The organism is Novosphingobium jiangmenense, assembly GCF_015694345.1.
GTDB classification, from domain to species: domain Bacteria; phylum Pseudomonadota; class Alphaproteobacteria; order Sphingomonadales; family Sphingomonadaceae; genus Novosphingobium; species Novosphingobium jiangmenense.
Window position 1 is genome coordinate 374,196 of the sequence record NZ_JADQDC010000001.1, and the last position, 15,830, is coordinate 390,025.

Here is a 15,830-nt window from a genome sequence, read left to right on the forward strand (position 1 = left end):
TTCCGGATTGTAGAATGTAAGCATTGCTATTATCGCCAAGGCATGAAAGTCAACGTGGCCTTCTTGTCATCTGACGTCGGACGCCTGTTCCGCAAGCGCTTTGCCGCCAGTGCCCAGCACTTTGGCGTGACCGGGCCGCAGTGGCGCATGCTCGCCGCGATCCAGCGCGAGCCGGGAACGAACCAAGGCGCGCTGGCCGGATGGCTCGAGGTCGAGCCGATCACGGCGGGCCGCATGGTCGACAGGCTCGAGAAGATGGGGCTGGTCGAACGGCGCGACGATCCTGCCGATCGCCGCTGCTGGTGCCTCTATCTGACCGCGAAGGGCGAGGACCTTGTCCGCCGCATGGCGCCGCTGGCGCAGCAGGCAATCAGCGACGCGGTTTCGAGCCTGAGCGATGACGAACACGCGCAATTGCTCTCGTTGCTGGAGCGGGTGCGCATGAACCTTTCCGATGATTCCCCTTCTGAAGCGAACCTGATCCATGGCCGAGGCTGACCCCTTCCCTCCCCAGAACTCTCCTGCTGCGCAGGCCGCTGCCGAGCATGGCGGCAAGACGCGTGCGAGGCGGATGCGTACCGTGCTGATGTTCCTCGGCCCGATTGCGGCGGTGGCCGGCGGCCTGTGGTACTGGTTCGGCAACCAGGGCACGGTCGAGACCGACAATGCCTATATCAAGCAGGACATCGTTGCCGTGGCGGGCGAGGTCAGCGGGCTGATCGTCAAGGTCAACGTGCGCGAGAACCAGCACGTGAAGGCTGGCGACGTGCTTTTCACGATCGATCCGGCGACCTTTGACGCCACCATCAGGCAGGCAGACGCGCAGATCGCCACGGCGCAGGCCAAGGTCACCGCGCTCAATGCCGACGTGGCCGCCAAGGCTGCGGATCTGGCCGCTGCCAATGACGACCTCGCCCTCGCCCAAGCCAACCTTGCGCGCGAGAAGGCGCTGATGGACAAGGGTTTCAACACCCGCGCGCGGATGGATACGGCAGAGCACGCCGTGGCCGTGGCGCGTGACCGGATCGTCTCGATCCGCGCCGATGTCGAAAAGGCGCGGGCCGAGCTTGCCACCGGCTCGCAGGTTCCCGGCGTCAATCCCGCCATCGCCGCCGCACAGGCCAACCGCGCCAAGGCAAGCCTCGACATCGAACGCACCGTGGTGCGCGCGCCCGCCGATGGCGTGGTGACGCAAGTTTCGCGCCTGCAGATCGGCCAGATGGTGTTCCCCGGCGTGCCGATGGTCTCGATCGTGCGCGATGGCAGCGCGCGGGTGGAAGCGAACTTCAAGGAAACCGACCTCAACCACATGCGCCCCGGACAGCCAGCGGAGATCGAGATCGACGCCTATCCTGGGCTGAAGCTGAAGGGCCACGTCGAATCGATCGGCGCGGGCACGGGGTCCGAATTCTCGGTGCTTCCCGCACAAAACGCCACCGGCAACTGGGTGAAGGTGATCCAGCGCGTGCCGGTGCGCATCGCCATCGACAGCAAGTCGGAACGGCCGCTGATCGCAGGGCTCAGCTCCGACGTCACGGTCCATGTCGGCAAGTAGCGCCGAAAGCCCACCGCTCGTCTCGCGCAACCGGCCGCTGATGCTGGTCGGCGCGATGGCGGCGATGGTGATGTATACGCTCGACACGACGATCGCCAACGTCGCGCTGCCGCACATGACGGCATCGCTGAGCGCGACGCAGGACACGATCACCTGGGTACTGACGAGCTATGTGCTGGCATCGGCGGTCGCGCTGCCGCTGGCGGGATGGCTGGTGGACACGTTCGGCATCCGCCGGATGATGCTCGCTTCGGTGCTGCTGTTCACCGCCGCCTCGATGCTGTGCGGCGTGGCGCAGAGCCTTGAGCAGATGGTGCTGTTCCGCGTGCTTCAAGGCATTGGCGGGGCGTTCCTGTCACCGCTGGCGCAGACGATCACCCTGGATTCGAGCACGGCGGCAGAGCGGCCCAAGATGATGGGGCTCTATACGCAGGGCGTCATGCTCGGGCCGATCACCGGGCCGATCATCGGCGGGTTCCTGACCGACAACTACAACTGGCGCTGGGTGTTCTACGTGAACCTGCCGGTCGGCCTTCTGTGTTTCGTGCTGCTGCTGCTCTACCTGCCCAAGACGCCGGCCAAGCACCGCCGCGTGGACATCACCGGCTGGGTTCTGGTGGCGCTGACGGTTTCGGCGATCCAGCTGATCCTCGACCGGGGCCTGACGCTCGACTGGTTCGCCTCGGCAGAAATCGTGACATACGCCGTGGTTGCCGTCGCGGCGGGCTGGCTGGCGATCTTCCATCTTTCGGGAACCTCGCAGCCGCTGTTTCCGGCAGGGCTGTTCCACGACCGCAACTTCTCGGTCGGCCTTGCCTTCATGTTCCTGATCGGCCTCGTGATGATGTCGGTCATGGCGCTGCTGCCGGGCCTGCTGCAGCAGATCTACGGCTACACGCCGATGCAATCGGGCATGCTGCTGGCACCGCGCGGGATCGGCATGCTGGCCTCGATCACGCTGTTCGGGCGCTTCATGGCCAGGATCGATGCGCGCGCGCTGCTGACCGTGGGCCTGCTGATGATGGGCGGTTCGATGTGGCTGATGACCGGATGGTCGCTGGAGATGCCGCGTGGGCCGATCATTGCGGCGGGCCTGCTGCAGGGGCTGGGCCTGTCGTTCACGTTCATGCCGATGAACCTGATCTCGTTTGCCACGCTGCCGCCGCAGTATCGCACCGATGCCTCGAGCCTGGGCAACCTGATGCGCAACCTCGGCTCGTCGATCGGGATTTCGGCGGCTTCGGTGGAGCTGGCGCGAAACATCCAGGTCAACCACGCCGAACTCGGCGCGCACGTTACGCGCACGCTGGTGCCGTTCGACCTTGACCGCATCACCGCCTATGGCGGCACTGCCGAGACCATGCTGCGGGTGGTTGACGGGCTGGTCAACCAGCAGGCGGCGATGATTTCCTACATCAACGACTTCTACGCGATGGCGATTGCCTGCGTGGTGGCGATCCCGCTGCTGTTGCTGGTCAAGCCACCCAAGTCCGCGCCACCGCGCTGAGGCGCTCCCGCTTCCCCGGAATCAGGCCAAAAAAATGGGGCCGACTTGCGTCAGCCCCTTGGAAAGTTTGGGAGAGGATGCCTGAAAGGCCTGTCCCATATCGATTCTGTTAGCGTTATCGGCAAGTGCGAAGGGCGCTTTCTCATTTGCGTTCTATGCAACCGCGGCTCGCTTGGCCGCGGTCACCGTGTTGCTCAACAGGCAGGCAATCGTCATCGGCCCCACCCCGCCCGGCACCGGCGTGACCGCCTTGGCATGTTCAAGTTCGTGCGTGGCGCAATCGCCCACGATCTTGGTGTTGCCATCGTGATCAACCACGCGGGTGATGCCGACATCGATGACCACGGCACCGGGCTTCACCCAGTATCCGCGTACAAGATGCGGGGCACCGGCGGCGGCGACGATGACATCGGCCTTGCGGGCGACGTCGGGCAGGTCCTTCGTCTCGATATGGGTGACGGTAACCGTCGCCTCGCGCTCGAGCAGGAGCATCGAGACCGGCTTGCCGACGATGTTGGACTTGCCGATCACCACGACGTTGAGCCCGCGATAGTCCTCGATCACGCTGTCGAGCAGCATCATGACGCCCAGCGGCGTGCACGGGACGAGGCCGCCGGTGCCGGTGGAGAGGCGTCCGACATTTACGGGGTGGAAGCCGTCGACGTCCTTGCCGGGATCGATCCGGTCAAGCACCAGCGCGGCGTCGATGTGCCGGGGCAGCGGAAGCTGGACGAGGATGCCGTGGATTTTCGGGTCGGCGTTGAGCTTGTCGATCAGGCCGAGCACGACCTCCTGCGGAGTATCGGCAGCGAGGCGATGTTCGATCGAGCGGATGCCCGCCTTGCGGCACTGCGCGATCTTGCGGCCGACATAGACTTCGCTGGCGGGATCGTTGCCGACGAGAATCACGGCGAGGCCTGGTGCATCGCCGCCCGCTGCGACGATCTCGGCGACGTCCGCCGCAGTACGCGCCAGCACTTGCGCGGCCAGCGCCTTGCCATCGATGATCTGGGCCATTGTCTGTTCCTCAACCGCCATTTTGTATGTGTTGCATACAATATTAGCGATGAGCTGCGCGGAACGCAACTGCTTCGGGCACGACATCGGCAAGCACGTGCGCCAGCGCCCGCGCATTGAGGTCGCGCGCCTTCGCCTCGGTCTCCGCCTCGCTGTAGCAGCGCAGTTCGGGAGCGTTGCCTGAGGGGCGGAAATGGAGGATCGCGCCGTCGGCGAAGGTCATGCGGTAGCCGTCGGTGGTGTCGATGCCAGTGGGGAAGCCGGCGATCTCACCGAAGAGGCGGGCGATGCGGGCGAGCTGTTCATCTTCCGGACCGTGGCTCAGGAAGGCTATCAGCGCCGCGCTGTGGTCTTGCGGAAAATCGGCGACGCGGTCGGAGAAAGTGAAACGCGGCGGGAGTTCGGCGACGACTTCGGCGAGCGGACGGTGCTTCGCGTTCATCAGCACGGCAATGATCGGCAGCAGGGCATCGCGGGTGGGCAGCGGCGCCATATCATCGACGGCGCTGCCCAGCAGGAAGCCGCCATTGGCTTCATAGCCGCAGACGCGCGCGGCGGGGTCGGCTTCCGCAGCGTCCATCATCGCCCGGATCACGTAGGGCGAGCCGATGCGCGTGCGGACAACCTTGGGCACGGCGCCGCTGAGTTCCAGCACGGTGTTCGAACTGACCGGCGTCACCGCCACGTCTGCCCCGACCGCCCGCGCACAGAGCAGGCCGACGATGTCGCCGCGTAGCCAGGTGCCCGAGGCATCCGCAACCAGCGGACGGTCGGAATCGCCATCGGTCGAGATGATCGCGTCGACCTTGTTCTCGGCGGCCCAATGCGCGGCAAGGGCGATGTCCTCCTCGCGAATCGCCTCGGTATCGACCGGCACGAACACCGTCTCGCGCCCGAACGGCACGGCCGTGGCGCCGAGGGCCTCGATCGCGCGCACCAGCACGTCACGGCCCACGGCGGTGTGCTGGTAGACGCCGATGGTCAGGCCAGCGAGCGCATCGGCGCCGAAATGGCGGACATAGCGGGCGATGTACTCGTCCTCGACCGGGGTTACCTCCGGCAGGGCCACCGGCGCCAGCAGGCTGTCATCATTGCCGAAGCGCGCCGGGTCTATCACGACGCGCTGGCCGACGATGCCCGCCTCGTCGCTCTTGAGCACTTCGCCATGGGGGCGGTAGAACTTGATGCCGTTGCGGTCTGCCGGGATGTGGCTGCCGGTGACCATGATCGATGGGATGCCGCTGCCCATGGCGTGAAACGCCAATGCGGGCGTCGGCGTAAGACCGCAGAACACGATCTGCCCCCCGCAATCGCGCACCGCCGTGGTGCAGGCGGCGAGGATACGCGGGGTGCTTGTCCGCAGGTCCCCGGCGAGCGCGACGCGGTCACCGGTGGAAAATTCTCCGATCTGGCGCAAATACTGAAGAAAGGCAGTGGCATAGGCATGACACAGCTTGTCGGTCATCGCCGCGGCCAGCCCGCGCACGCCGCTGGTGCCGAAGGGCACCCCGCTCGACGCCATCAGTTCTGCGACAGAGACGCCCGCAGCTGAGCCCAAGTCATTCATACAAAGCCACTTTCCAAACGTTCTTGCCGGTCGGGACAGTCGTTCGCACTCGATTGAGCACGTGCGGCACGCATCCTGCCGATCGGAATTCTGCCACGCTGTCCGAACCGGAAGGCCGATGTTCCGTTCCCGACCGCTGGTCCAAAACCGGCCCCTTATCCGCAATTGCGCGGTTCGTCTGCCCCCGAGCACACCTTGCAGGCCAGCAAAAAAAGTTCACACAAGGTTGGCACAAAGATACCAAAGCATCCCCAACTGTGCTGCAACTGCGAAGAAGTGGATTCTAAAGACAAATGGCAGCCGGCCCTGACCATGCGACCGCCCCCGCGGCGCACCACCACGTACCGACGTTCCGCGATTTCTTTCGCTGGGCGCGGCAGGTGCTGGGCCCCGATGCCGCCTTCGTGCGGCTGGCGCTGCTGTTCGGCGCGGCGATCTCGCTGCTGTCGCTCGCCACGCCGATCTCGGTGCAGTTGCTCATCAACTCGGTGGCCAACACCGCCCTGCCCGCCCCGCTGCTGACGCTGGCGGCGATCCTGTTCGTGCTGCTGCTGGTCTGGGGCGTGCTCAGCGCGTTCCGGGTCCACCTCCTCGCCAAGTTCGAGCGGCGCTTCTTTGCCCGGCTGGTGGCGGAGATCACCCTGCGGGCGGTCCACGCCCAGAACCCGTTCTTCGTCGACGCCCGGCGCGGGGACCTGTTCAACCGCTTCTTCGACATGGGCATCGTCCAGAAATCGCTGACCAGCCTGCTGATCGGCGGCTTCACCATCGTCCTGCAAAGCTTTGTCGGACTGGTGGTGACGAGCTTCTACCACCCCTTCTTCCTCGCCTTCAACCTGGTGCTGGTGCTGGTCGTCGTGGTGATCTGGCGGATCTGGGCCAATGCCTCGATCGCCAGCGCCGTGGCCAAGAGCCATGCCAAGCACGCCACGGCGCACTGGCTCGGCACGGTCGGCGGCTCGAACGGCGTCTACAAGTCCAGCCGCCACATGGCCTATGCGATCCAGCGGTCCGAGGAGATGACGGCCAACTACGTCGCCGCGCACCGCCGCCATTTTGGCTATACCTTTGGCCAGACCCTTGCCCTGCTGCTGCTCTATGCGCTGGCCAGCGCCGGGCTGCTGGCGATGGGCGGCTGGCTGATCCTGCAGGGCGAGCTTTCGATCGGCCAGCTGGTGGCGGCCGAGCTGATCCTTTCGGGCGTGTTCTACGGCGTTGCCCAGCTCGGCACCTACCTCGAAGTCTTCTACGAGCTTTCGGCGAGCCTCGAGGAACTGCACCTGTTCTGGGAAGTCCCGCAGGAATCCGCGCCCAAGGCCGATGCCGCCTGCCCGCCCGACGGTTCGATCCGGCTGCGCCAGGTCTATCACGGCGACCACCACCTCGACTTTTCGGTCCCCAGCGGCGCACAAGTCGGCGTGCTGGCCGCGCCCGGCGTGGAGCGCACGCTGGCGACACTGCTCAAGCGGCTCGACGTGCCGCGTTCGGGCTTCGTCTCGGTGGGCGGCGCGGACCTTGCCTCGCTCGACATGTATCGCCTGCGTTCGGACGTGATCGTGCTGGACAGGCCGACCATCGTTGAGATGTCGGTGCGCGATTACCTCGGCCTCGGCGATCCGGACCATCCCGAAGCGCAGATCGATGCGCTCGAGCTCGTCGGGCTGGCGGGGCGCGTCGGCGTCCTGCCCGGAGGGCTCGATGCGCTGCTGTCCAGTTCCGGCTATCCGCTGACCGTGGGCGAGACCATGGCGCTCAAGCTGGCAGGGGCAGTGGTGGCGCGGCCGCGCGTGCTGATGCTCTCGCCGATCTATGACATGCTGCCGCCCGAACGGCTTGACCGGGTCTTCGCCGCGCTGCGCCCGCACGGCACCACGATCATGCAGTTCACCAACCGCCCGGAAGGCCTCAAGCGCGATTCCTGGCTGTGGATCGGGCCCGACGTCCAGGCCGAGGGGCTGACCGTGGACGATGTCATGCACTACGCCTACGTCGGCAAGGAGGGCTGAGCCATGGCCGCCAGAACCGCCCCCCACGCACACGATCTTTCGGCGTTTTCCACCTTCGCCAGCCTGAAGGTGCCGCGCACCACGCGCACGCTTGGCCGCATGATCGCGGTGACGATCCCGCTTCTGCTGATCCTGCTCTTCGCGGTGAAGTGGGTGCAGACCGCTCCCGGCCGCGGCGATGTCATCGCGCTGAACCCGGAGGACCGCGTTCAGCAGGTGACCGCGCTGGTCCCCGGCCGGGTCGAACGCTGGTTCGTGGTCGATGGGCAGCAGGTGAAGAAGGGCGATCCGATCGCCCGGATCATCGACAATGACCCGGACCTGCTGATCCGCCTCGCCGCAGAGCGCGAGCAGGTGCTGGCCCAGATCACCGCTGCCGAACAGGCCATGGCCACGGCGCGGCTCGACGTGAACCGCTCCTCGCAGCTCTATTCCGAAGGGCTTGCCGCCCGGCGCGACTATGAAGCGACGCAGATCAAGGTGGCCGAACTCAATGCGAAGCTCGCCGAGGCCCGCGCCAAGCTGAGCAAGGTCGACATCGCGCTTGGTCGCCAGTCGGCCCAGCTGGTGCGCGCGCCGCATGACGGGCGCATCCAGTCGCTGAACACCGCCGCCGGGGCAACCCTGGTCAGCGCCGGGGACTGGTTGGCAACGCTGGTACCCGAAAAGCGCACGCGCGTGGTCGAGCTGCTGGTCGATGGCCGCGACGCCGCATTGGTACGCAAGGGACAGGCCGTGCGCCTGAACTTCGAAGGCTGGCCCGCGATCCAGTTCAGCGGCTGGCCTTCGGTGGCGCAGGGCATGTTCGACGGCCGCGTGCTGACGATCGACCCTTCGGCGCAGCCCAACGGCCTGTTCCGCGTGCTGGTGGAACCCATGCCCGGCAAGCCTGAGTGGCCCGACGACAACTACGTCCGCCTCGGCTCCAAGGTGCGCGGATGGATCCAGATGGAAACCGTGACGATCGCCTACGAACTGTGGCGCCAGCTCAACGATTTCCCGCTTGAGTTCCCCACCCCGGTCAACGCCGGCCCGCGCAAGGGCAATGGCCTCAAGGCGCTGTCCGACAAGGACGCTGCCAAGGGCAAGAGCGAGGGCAAGGCCGGCTACGACAGCTATGGCAAGGACGAGGACGAGGACGCGAAATGATCGCACGGCTGATCGCCGCGATCCTGGCGCTCCTCGCGCTTGGCGGCGCAGCGCGCGCGCAGGAGCTGACCCTGCGCGAGGTGCTGCAGTCCTCGGCCACGCACGCGCCGCAGATCCTCGAGGCGATGGCGCGCCAGCGCCAGGCCGATGCCCGCGCGCTCAGCGCCGAAGGGCAGTTCGATCTGGTCTTCAATGCGGAGGCGTCGGTGCGCCCGCTGGGCTACTACAACGGTTCGACCGCCGAGGTTTCCGCCTACCGTCCGCTCCAGAACAACGGCGGGCAGGTCTATGGCGGCTATCGCAAGTCGTTCGGCGATTTTGCCAGCTACGAAGGCAAATCGATCACCAACGAGTTCGGCGAGATCAAGGCGGGGATGCTGTTCTCGCTGCTGCGTGACCGGGTGATCGACGAGCGGCGCGGGCGGCGCGAACTGGCGGGCTTCGATATCGAGCTGGCCGAGCTTGACCGCGATCTCGTCGCCATCGGCGTGCAGCGCCGCGCGATCGAGGCATACCAGCTGTGGGTGGCGGCGGGCCTGCGCGTGAAGATCTATCGCGAAATCTTCGATCTGGCGCGTGAGCGGCAGGATTCGATCGAGCGCCAGATCGCGCTCGGCGCACGGCCGGCGATCCTCGGCACCGAGAACCAGCAGAACATCGTGCGGCGACAGGCACTGCTGGTGCGCGCCGAGCAGGACCTGCAACTGCAGGCCAATGCGCTCTCGCTGTTCCTGCGCGATGGCCTTGGCCAGCCGGTCGTCCCCGCCGCCGATCGCCTGCCGCCACGCCTGGTGGACGGGGTGACCCCGCGCCTGGTCGACCAGACCGCCGCCATCGCCGCGCGGCCCGACCTGCAGGCGCTGCTGACGCGGATCGAACAAACCGGGATTCGCGCGCGGCTTGCCGAGAACGACCTGAAGCCCCGGCTGGACGTGCGGGTGGAGGCTTCGAAGGACATCGGCGCAGGTTCGCCGGTGCGCACCCCGACCGAGGGCATGGTCGGCCTGCGTTTCTCGGTGCCGCTCGAACAGCGTGCCGCCAAGGGACGGATTGCCGAAGTGGCCGCCGAACAGGACGCGCTCTCGCTCCGCCTGCGGCTGCTGGAAGACCAGATCGGCGTGGAGATCGCCAACTTGCGCACGCAGGTCACCGGCGCTGAGAAGCTGGCTGGCCTCGCCACCGCCGAAGCCGCGCTCGCCCGCAAGATGGCCGAGGCCGAACGCCGCCGTTTCTCGTTGGGCGCAAGCGATTTTCTCGTCGTCAACCTGCGCGAGGAAGCGCTGGCTGACGCCACCATCCGCGAGATCGACGCCAACTATCGCCACGCCGCCTCGCAGGCCGAACTCGTTGCCGCTCTTGCAGACCGGGAGCAACTTGGGCTTTAGGGGCAGATGTGGCGGAAATCGCCACGCCCGGCTCGATCCGCAACAACCGCCCTCTCCGGAGCCTCGATGTCCATTCTCGCCGCCGGCCTTGCTGCCGCGCTTTCCGTTCCCGAAGCCGATCTGCCGCCTCGCGAGGAACCGCAGGACGAGATCGTCGTCACCGCGCAGAAGCGGTCCGAGAAGGCGGGAGACGTGCCGATCTCGCTGTCGGTGCTGGGCGGAGACAGCCTTGAAGCGGCGCGGCTGACGCGGGCCGACGATCTGGCGGCGCGCATCCCCAACCTGCGCTTCAGCGCCACGGTGGGCGAAAACACGCCGATCTTCGCGCTGCGCGGCGTTTCGATGTCGGACTTCAGCCTCAATCAGGCGGGGCCGGTGGCGGCCTATTACGACGAGGTCTACAAGGGCAACTTCGCCTTCCTCGGCCTTGCGCTCTATGATCTGTCGCGGGTGGAAGTGCTGCGCGGGCCGCAGGGCACGCTCTATGGCAAGAACACCACCGGCGGCGCGATCAACTATGTCTCGGCCCGGCCGGTCTTCGCCAGCGAGGGCTATCTCAGAGTGGGCGCGGGCAATTACAACCGGCTGGAGACGCAAGGGGCGCTGAACCTCGCACTTGGGCCCACCGTGGCGGCGCGCATGGCATTTACCGCGGCGCGGGCCGACGGCTGGTTCCGCAATCGCCTGCCCGGCCAGCCCGACCTCTCTTCCACCCGCGAATACGGCATTCGTGGCTCTCTGCTGTGGCAACCGTCGGACAGTGCGGAGCTGATCTTGCGCCTGTCGACCAGCCTGCAGCGCCCGCAGAACTACGGAAACTATTCCAGGCCCCGCCCCGATGGCGTGGGCAATGGCGTCTATGAAGCCTTTGGCCAAGGCAGCAGTTACTTCCGCGAAGGGCTGGGCCTGCGCGAGCTGGAGGCGAACTTCACCCCTCGCCGCCTTGCCCGGACATGGTCCGCCGCGCTGACCGGCACGTTCAAGCTGTCCGACACGCTGACGCTGATCTCGGTCACCGGCTGGGACCGGGGCAGCCTCTATGTGCCCGAGGACACCGATGGCAGCCCGCGCAAGGTGCTGGAAATCCCCTATACCGATCGTGGCACCCAGTTCGGGCAGGAATTGCGGCTGGCGTGGGACGGCGATGGGCCATTGAGCCTGATCCTCGGCGCGCATCATCACCGCGAAGACCTGTTCAATGCGACCGACCTGAACTTCTGGACCGATCTCGACGTTGACGGCAATGGCCGCGTCGACGTCGACGATTGCACCGCCAACGCCAGCCTGCTCGCCTGCGTGATCTCCAACCGCTTCGATCAGGACAAGCGCAGCTGGGCGCTGTTCGGCGATGCGCGGCTGAAGCTGGGCAGGGGCACCACGCTGCGCGGTGGCTTGCGCTATACCCACGATACCGGCCTGCAGGCGGGGCTGACCTCCGAGATCCGTGGCGTCGGTGGCGTGCTCGTGGCAACGCCGATCGCGCCGCTCGACCGGCGGTTTTCAGGGGACAACCTTTCGGGCAAGCTCGCACTGGATCACAGGCTCGGCGATGGCACGTTGCTCTTTGCCAGCTACAGCCGCGGCTATCGCGCCAGCGGGTTCAACGCGCAGGCCTTCTTCGATCCGTCCGAGGCGGGGGTTGCCAAGCCCGAAATCCTCGACGCCCTCGAAGCCGGAGCCAAGACGCGGATCGGCGGCGTGGCCTCGCTCTCGCTCACCGGCTTCTGGTACGATTACCGCAACCAGCAGTTCCTTTCGGTCAACCCGGCAGACGCCACGCAGACGCTGGTCAACCTTGACCGTTCGCGCATCTACGGCGCGGAGCTGGAGCTGGACGCGCGGCCCCTGCCCTCGCTTTCGCTCAACGCCGGATTGGGCCTGCTCCATGCCCGGGCGACGCGCGGGGTAATCAGCGGCCTCGACGTGCGCGGCCACCACCTGTCCAACGCCCCTGCCCTCACCGCCAATGCCGCGATTGACTGGACGGCTTGGGAGAGCGACAGCGCGCGCCTGTCGTTGCGGGCCGATGGCTCCTACGTCTCCTCGCAATACTTCGAGATCGTCAACGTCCCGCGCCTGCGCCAGGGCGGCTATGCCCTGCTGGGCGCGGGAGTCGATTACGTGCGCGGCGACTGGACGGTATCGCTGTGGGGCCGCAACCTGACCGACCAGACCTACTTCACTTCGCGCATCGATCTTTCGGGCTTCGGCTTCGACTACAACCACGTCGGCACCCCGCGCACCTGGGGAGCGAGCGTGAAGCGGGTGATCTGAGCCGAATGCGCCGGGTCCTGCGTAAACTGGGTTAAGCTCCGTCTGCCGAAGGAAACCTGTGCATCCCTCGCGCGGTTTGGCAGCGAAGGCCCGGCATTTTCGCCCAGCGCCCTCGATGCGGAGTATCCCATGGCGAGCCAGACCGCGCTTGATCTTTCCGACGCTCATACCCTGCAACCCGGCCTTGACGGCAAGCGCATCGTCGTCACCGGAGGGACCACCGGCATCGGCCGGGCCATCGCGATCCTGCTGGCGAGCGAAGGCGCGCAAGTGTTCATCTGCGGGCGCGACGAGCAGCATCTTGCCGACGCGCTCGACCGCATCAACCAGGTCGGCAAGGGCGATGGCGTTGCGGTCGATCTCGCCCGCCCCGAAGGGATGCGCCGCTTCTGGAGCGCGGCCGACGCTTCGCTGGGTGGTGCGCTGGACGTGGCGGTGATCAATGCGGCGGTGCCGGCCGAAACGCCGATGGACGTGAACGAGGAGGAGCTGCGCTACCAGCTCGAGACCGACCTCGTCGCCTATGTCATCGCCTCGCGCGAGGCGGCGCGGCGGATGACGAAGGGCGGAGACATCGTGCTGATCGGGTCGATGTCGGCGGTGTCGCGCAACAAGGGCAGCTCGGTCTATGTCGCCGCCAAGTCGGGCGTGCAGGGATTTGCCGCCTCGTTCCGCGAGGAGATGGCGCCCCGCAACATCAAGGTCGGCCTGATCGAACCCGGGCTGACCGGGGCGGACTTCCAGTATCCGGAATACTCGGACGAGGAACAGCGTGCGGCGATCCATGCAGAGAAGATGCTGCGCGCCGAGGACATCGCCGCCGCCACCCACTTCATGCTGACCCAGCCGCGCCGCACGGCGGTTTCGCTGATGCAGGTCGAGCCGAGGCTGGAGAGCTAGCCATGGCGCAGGGCGGCGGGCATGACGGCACCGAGAGCAAGGCGGCCAGGCTCGGCGTGTTCGGCAAGTATGCCTACGGCTTGATCACGCTGGCCTTCTTCCTCGGCTCGCTGGTGCTGCATTGGTGGTTCGGCTGGCGCGCCTTCGTCAACGATGCGCAGACGCATGGGCAGGCTGCGCAGTTCGCCGAATACCTCGACGAGATGCTGCGCGACACTTTCGAGAACTGGCAGTCCGAATTCCTGCAATTGATGTGGCAGGTGATCGGCCTTGCCTATTTCCTCTACGTCGGCTCGCCCACATCGAAGGAGAACGACGATCGGCTGGAGGCGAAGATCGACGAGCTGATCCGCCTCCAGGCGGGCGACCGCGCCGATGGCCTGCTGCGCGATATCGACGAGCGCTACTTGCGCAGCGGCGGCCACGCCGATCCGTTCGGGCATCACCACGAACGGGGCGATGGGCAGGGGAAGCGCTGAGCTTCCCCCCTCGCCCTCAACCGGTCTTCAGGACGACCTTGGTCCAGCTGTCCTGCTGTTCCTTGAAATTGCGGTAACCATCGGCTGCCTGTTCCAGCGGCAGGCGGTGGCTGATCAGGAAAGTGGTGTCGAGCGTGCCGTCCTCGATCTTGCCGAGCAGGTCCTTCATGTAGCGCGGCACGTGCGTCTGCCCGGTGCGCAGTTCGAGGCCCTTTTCCATGACGGCGCCAAGCGGGAACTTGTCGCTGAAACCGCCATAGACGCCGGGAACCGAAACGCGCCCGCCCTTGCGCACGGCCAGCAGCGCCTGCTTGAGCGCGCTCGCCCGGTCGAAGCCCATGCCGAGCTTCTGCTTGACCACATCGATCATGTTGTCGGCGGCAAAGCCGTGCGATTCCATGCCGACCGCATCGATCACCGCATCGACCCCGATCCCGCCGGACATCTCCATCAGCGCCTCGCGCACATCGCTCTGGCGGAAGTTGATCACCTCGGCGCCAAGGCTGCGCGCCAGTTCGAGGCGGTGCGGGTAGTGATCGATGGCGATGACCCGCGCCGCGCCCATGACCAGTGCCGACTGGATCGCGAACAGGCCGACCGGGCCGCAGCCCCAGACGGCGATGGTATCGTCGGGCTGGATCTGCGCGTTCTCCGCCGCCATCCATCCGGTGGGGAGGATATCGGACAGGAACAGCACCTGATCGTCATCGAGATGATCGGGCACGACCAGCGGGCCGACATCGGAGAACGGCACGCGGACATATTCCGCCTGCCCGCCCGAATAGCCCCCGGTCATGTGCGAATAGCCGAACAATCCCGCCATCGGATGGCCGTACATCATCTCGGAAGCGTCCTGCTTCTCGGCCGGATTGGAATTGTCGCAGGCGGAATATTGCTGGACGCTGCAATGGAAGCACGATCCGCAGCTGATCGTGAAGGGCACGACGACGCGCTGGCCTTTCTGCAAGGTGCTGCCGGGCCCCACTTCGACGACTTCGCCCATGAATTCGTGGCCGAGCACGTCTCCCGGCATCACGCCGGGGATGACGCCATCGTAGAGATGAAGGTCAGACCCGCAGATCGCGGTGGAGGTGACGCGGATGATCGCATCGCGCGGGTTGATGATCTCGGGATCGTCGACGGTATCCACCCTTACATCGTGGGTGCCGTGGAATGTCAGGGCGCGCATCAGGCGGTCTCCTCTTCGCGGTGCTTTTCGGCTTGCCGTGCGGCGCGGGTCTGGTCCTTGCGGCGGGCCGAGGTGGCGATCTCGCCGGTTTCCATCAGCATGCGGAAGCGGCGCAGATCGTGGCGCGCCTGCACTTCGGGTTCGCGCCCCATGATCTTTGCCAGCACGCGCCCCAGCTCACCGGCAGGGGGCCTGTAGGCAATGCGCACGCTGACGCGGGTGCCGCGATTGCCGGGGGCGTCCTCGAAGGTCACCCGGCCCTCGGTATCGATGTCCGAGCCCTCGACCGAGCGCCACGCGATCAGGTGCCCCGGCTCCTCGCTCACGATGCGGGTCTCGACGTCGACCGTCTCGCCCATCGGCGCGCGCAGGGTCCAAACGCAGTGGCCGTCGCTGCCCACCGGCTGCACCTTCTCGACGTTTTCCATGAAAGTGGCGAGATTGGCGAAGTCGCGCCAGAAGGCGAACAGTTCCTCGCGCGGGCGGCCGATCGTCACGCTGCGGCCGACCACGTCGTACTTGCCGAAGGAGCGTTGTCCGAACAGGCCGCGCGCGGTGAAGCCGGGGGCATCGTCGGAAGCGTCCTTGTGCCCGCGCTTGCGCGATGCGGCGTAGAGGCCTGTGCCGGCCGCGATCGTGCCAAGGACGATAAGCCCGGCAAGACCGGCGGCGCTGGCCGAGCCGGATCTGAGGTTCTGGGATTTCATGGGAGGTCTCCACCTGGCCGATCTATCGGCGCAATAGTGCGACAACCGCCGGGGAGCGGCGGGGTTGCAGCTGGCAGCGGCATGCACCCCGTAAA

Annotated in this window: 13 protein-coding genes; 9 read left to right on the top strand and 4 right to left on the bottom strand. The window is 66.4% G+C overall.

The window, feature by feature from the left end:
* Positions 1–42 precede the first annotated feature (42 nt).
* The 3 genes from I2488_RS01670 to I2488_RS01680 are packed head-to-tail and all read left to right on the top strand — an operon-like array spanning position 43 to position 3,062.
* Positions 43–498, top strand: a complete 456-nt coding sequence (locus I2488_RS01670) for a MarR family winged helix-turn-helix transcriptional regulator (protein ID WP_196274068.1) — start codon at positions 43–45, stop codon at positions 496–498.
* Positions 485–1,555 carry an HlyD family secretion protein gene (locus I2488_RS01675; protein ID WP_196274069.1) on the top strand — a complete coding sequence of 357 codons (1,071 nt, stop codon included), beginning with the start codon at positions 485–487 and terminating at the stop codon, positions 1,553–1,555. Before I2488_RS01670 ends, I2488_RS01675 begins: the two co-directional genes overlap by 14 nt.
* A complete protein-coding gene (locus tag I2488_RS01680; protein ID WP_196274070.1) occupies positions 1,542–3,062 on the top strand; it encodes a DHA2 family efflux MFS transporter permease subunit in 1,521 nt (506 codons plus the stop codon). The genes I2488_RS01675 and I2488_RS01680 overlap by 14 nt, the downstream gene beginning before the upstream one ends.
* A gap of 153 nt (positions 3,063–3,215) precedes the next feature.
* On the opposite strand, the gene I2488_RS01685 is transcribed toward I2488_RS01680, so the two are convergent.
* Both I2488_RS01685 and I2488_RS01690 read right to left on the bottom strand, forming a co-directional pair.
* The gene (locus I2488_RS01685) at positions 3,216–4,079 is read right to left on the bottom strand and encodes a bifunctional 5,10-methylenetetrahydrofolate dehydrogenase/5,10-methenyltetrahydrofolate cyclohydrolase (protein WP_196274071.1); all 864 of its coding nucleotides are present in this window, start codon (positions 4,077–4,079) and stop codon (positions 3,216–3,218) included.
* A gap of 43 nt (positions 4,080–4,122) precedes the next feature.
* Positions 4,123–5,601 carry a phosphomannomutase gene (locus I2488_RS01690; protein ID WP_246465406.1) on the bottom strand — a complete coding sequence of 493 codons (1,479 nt, stop codon included), beginning with the start codon at positions 5,599–5,601 and terminating at the stop codon, positions 4,123–4,125.
* 338 nt (positions 5,602–5,939) lie between these two features.
* Between I2488_RS01690 and I2488_RS01695 the strand changes: the two genes are divergently transcribed.
* From I2488_RS01695 to I2488_RS01720, 6 genes are all read left to right on the top strand, one after another.
* Positions 5,940–7,652 (top strand): ABC transporter ATP-binding protein, encoded by a 1,713-nt coding sequence (locus tag I2488_RS01695; RefSeq protein ID WP_196274073.1) that lies wholly within the window; start codon positions 5,940–5,942, stop codon positions 7,650–7,652.
* A gap of 3 nt (positions 7,653–7,655) precedes the next feature.
* Entirely contained in the window at positions 7,656–8,801 is a 1,146-nt protein-coding gene (locus I2488_RS01700) for an HlyD family secretion protein (RefSeq protein ID WP_196274074.1), read from the top strand.
* Positions 8,798–10,186 (top strand): TolC family protein, encoded by a 1,389-nt coding sequence (locus I2488_RS01705; protein ID WP_196274075.1) that lies wholly within the window; start codon positions 8,798–8,800, stop codon positions 10,184–10,186. Before I2488_RS01700 ends, I2488_RS01705 begins: the two co-directional genes overlap by 4 nt.
* 66 nt (positions 10,187–10,252) lie before the next feature.
* Positions 10,253–12,460, top strand: coding sequence for a TonB-dependent receptor (locus I2488_RS01710; RefSeq protein WP_196274076.1), 2,208 nt, complete (start codon positions 10,253–10,255; stop codon positions 12,458–12,460).
* 129 nt (positions 12,461–12,589) lie between these two features.
* On the top strand, positions 12,590–13,360 hold the full coding sequence (locus I2488_RS01715; RefSeq protein WP_196274077.1) for an SDR family oxidoreductase: 771 nt from the start codon (positions 12,590–12,592) through the stop codon (positions 13,358–13,360).
* A 2-nt stretch (positions 13,361–13,362) separates the two neighbouring features.
* A complete protein-coding gene (locus I2488_RS01720) occupies positions 13,363–13,839 on the top strand; it encodes a DUF6766 family protein (RefSeq protein ID WP_246465407.1) in 477 nt (158 codons plus the stop codon).
* Between the two features lie 16 nt (positions 13,840–13,855).
* On the opposite strand, the gene I2488_RS01725 is transcribed toward I2488_RS01720, so the two are convergent.
* Both I2488_RS01725 and I2488_RS01730 read right to left on the bottom strand, forming a co-directional pair.
* Complete coding sequence (locus I2488_RS01725; protein ID WP_196274078.1) at positions 13,856–15,028, bottom strand: zinc-dependent alcohol dehydrogenase; 1,173 nt, start codon at positions 15,026–15,028, stop codon at positions 13,856–13,858.
* Entirely contained in the window at positions 15,028–15,735 is a 708-nt protein-coding gene (locus I2488_RS01730) for an SRPBCC family protein (protein ID WP_196274079.1), read from the bottom strand. The genes I2488_RS01725 and I2488_RS01730 overlap by 1 nt, the downstream gene beginning before the upstream one ends.
* Positions 15,736–15,830: the final 95 nt, after the last annotated feature.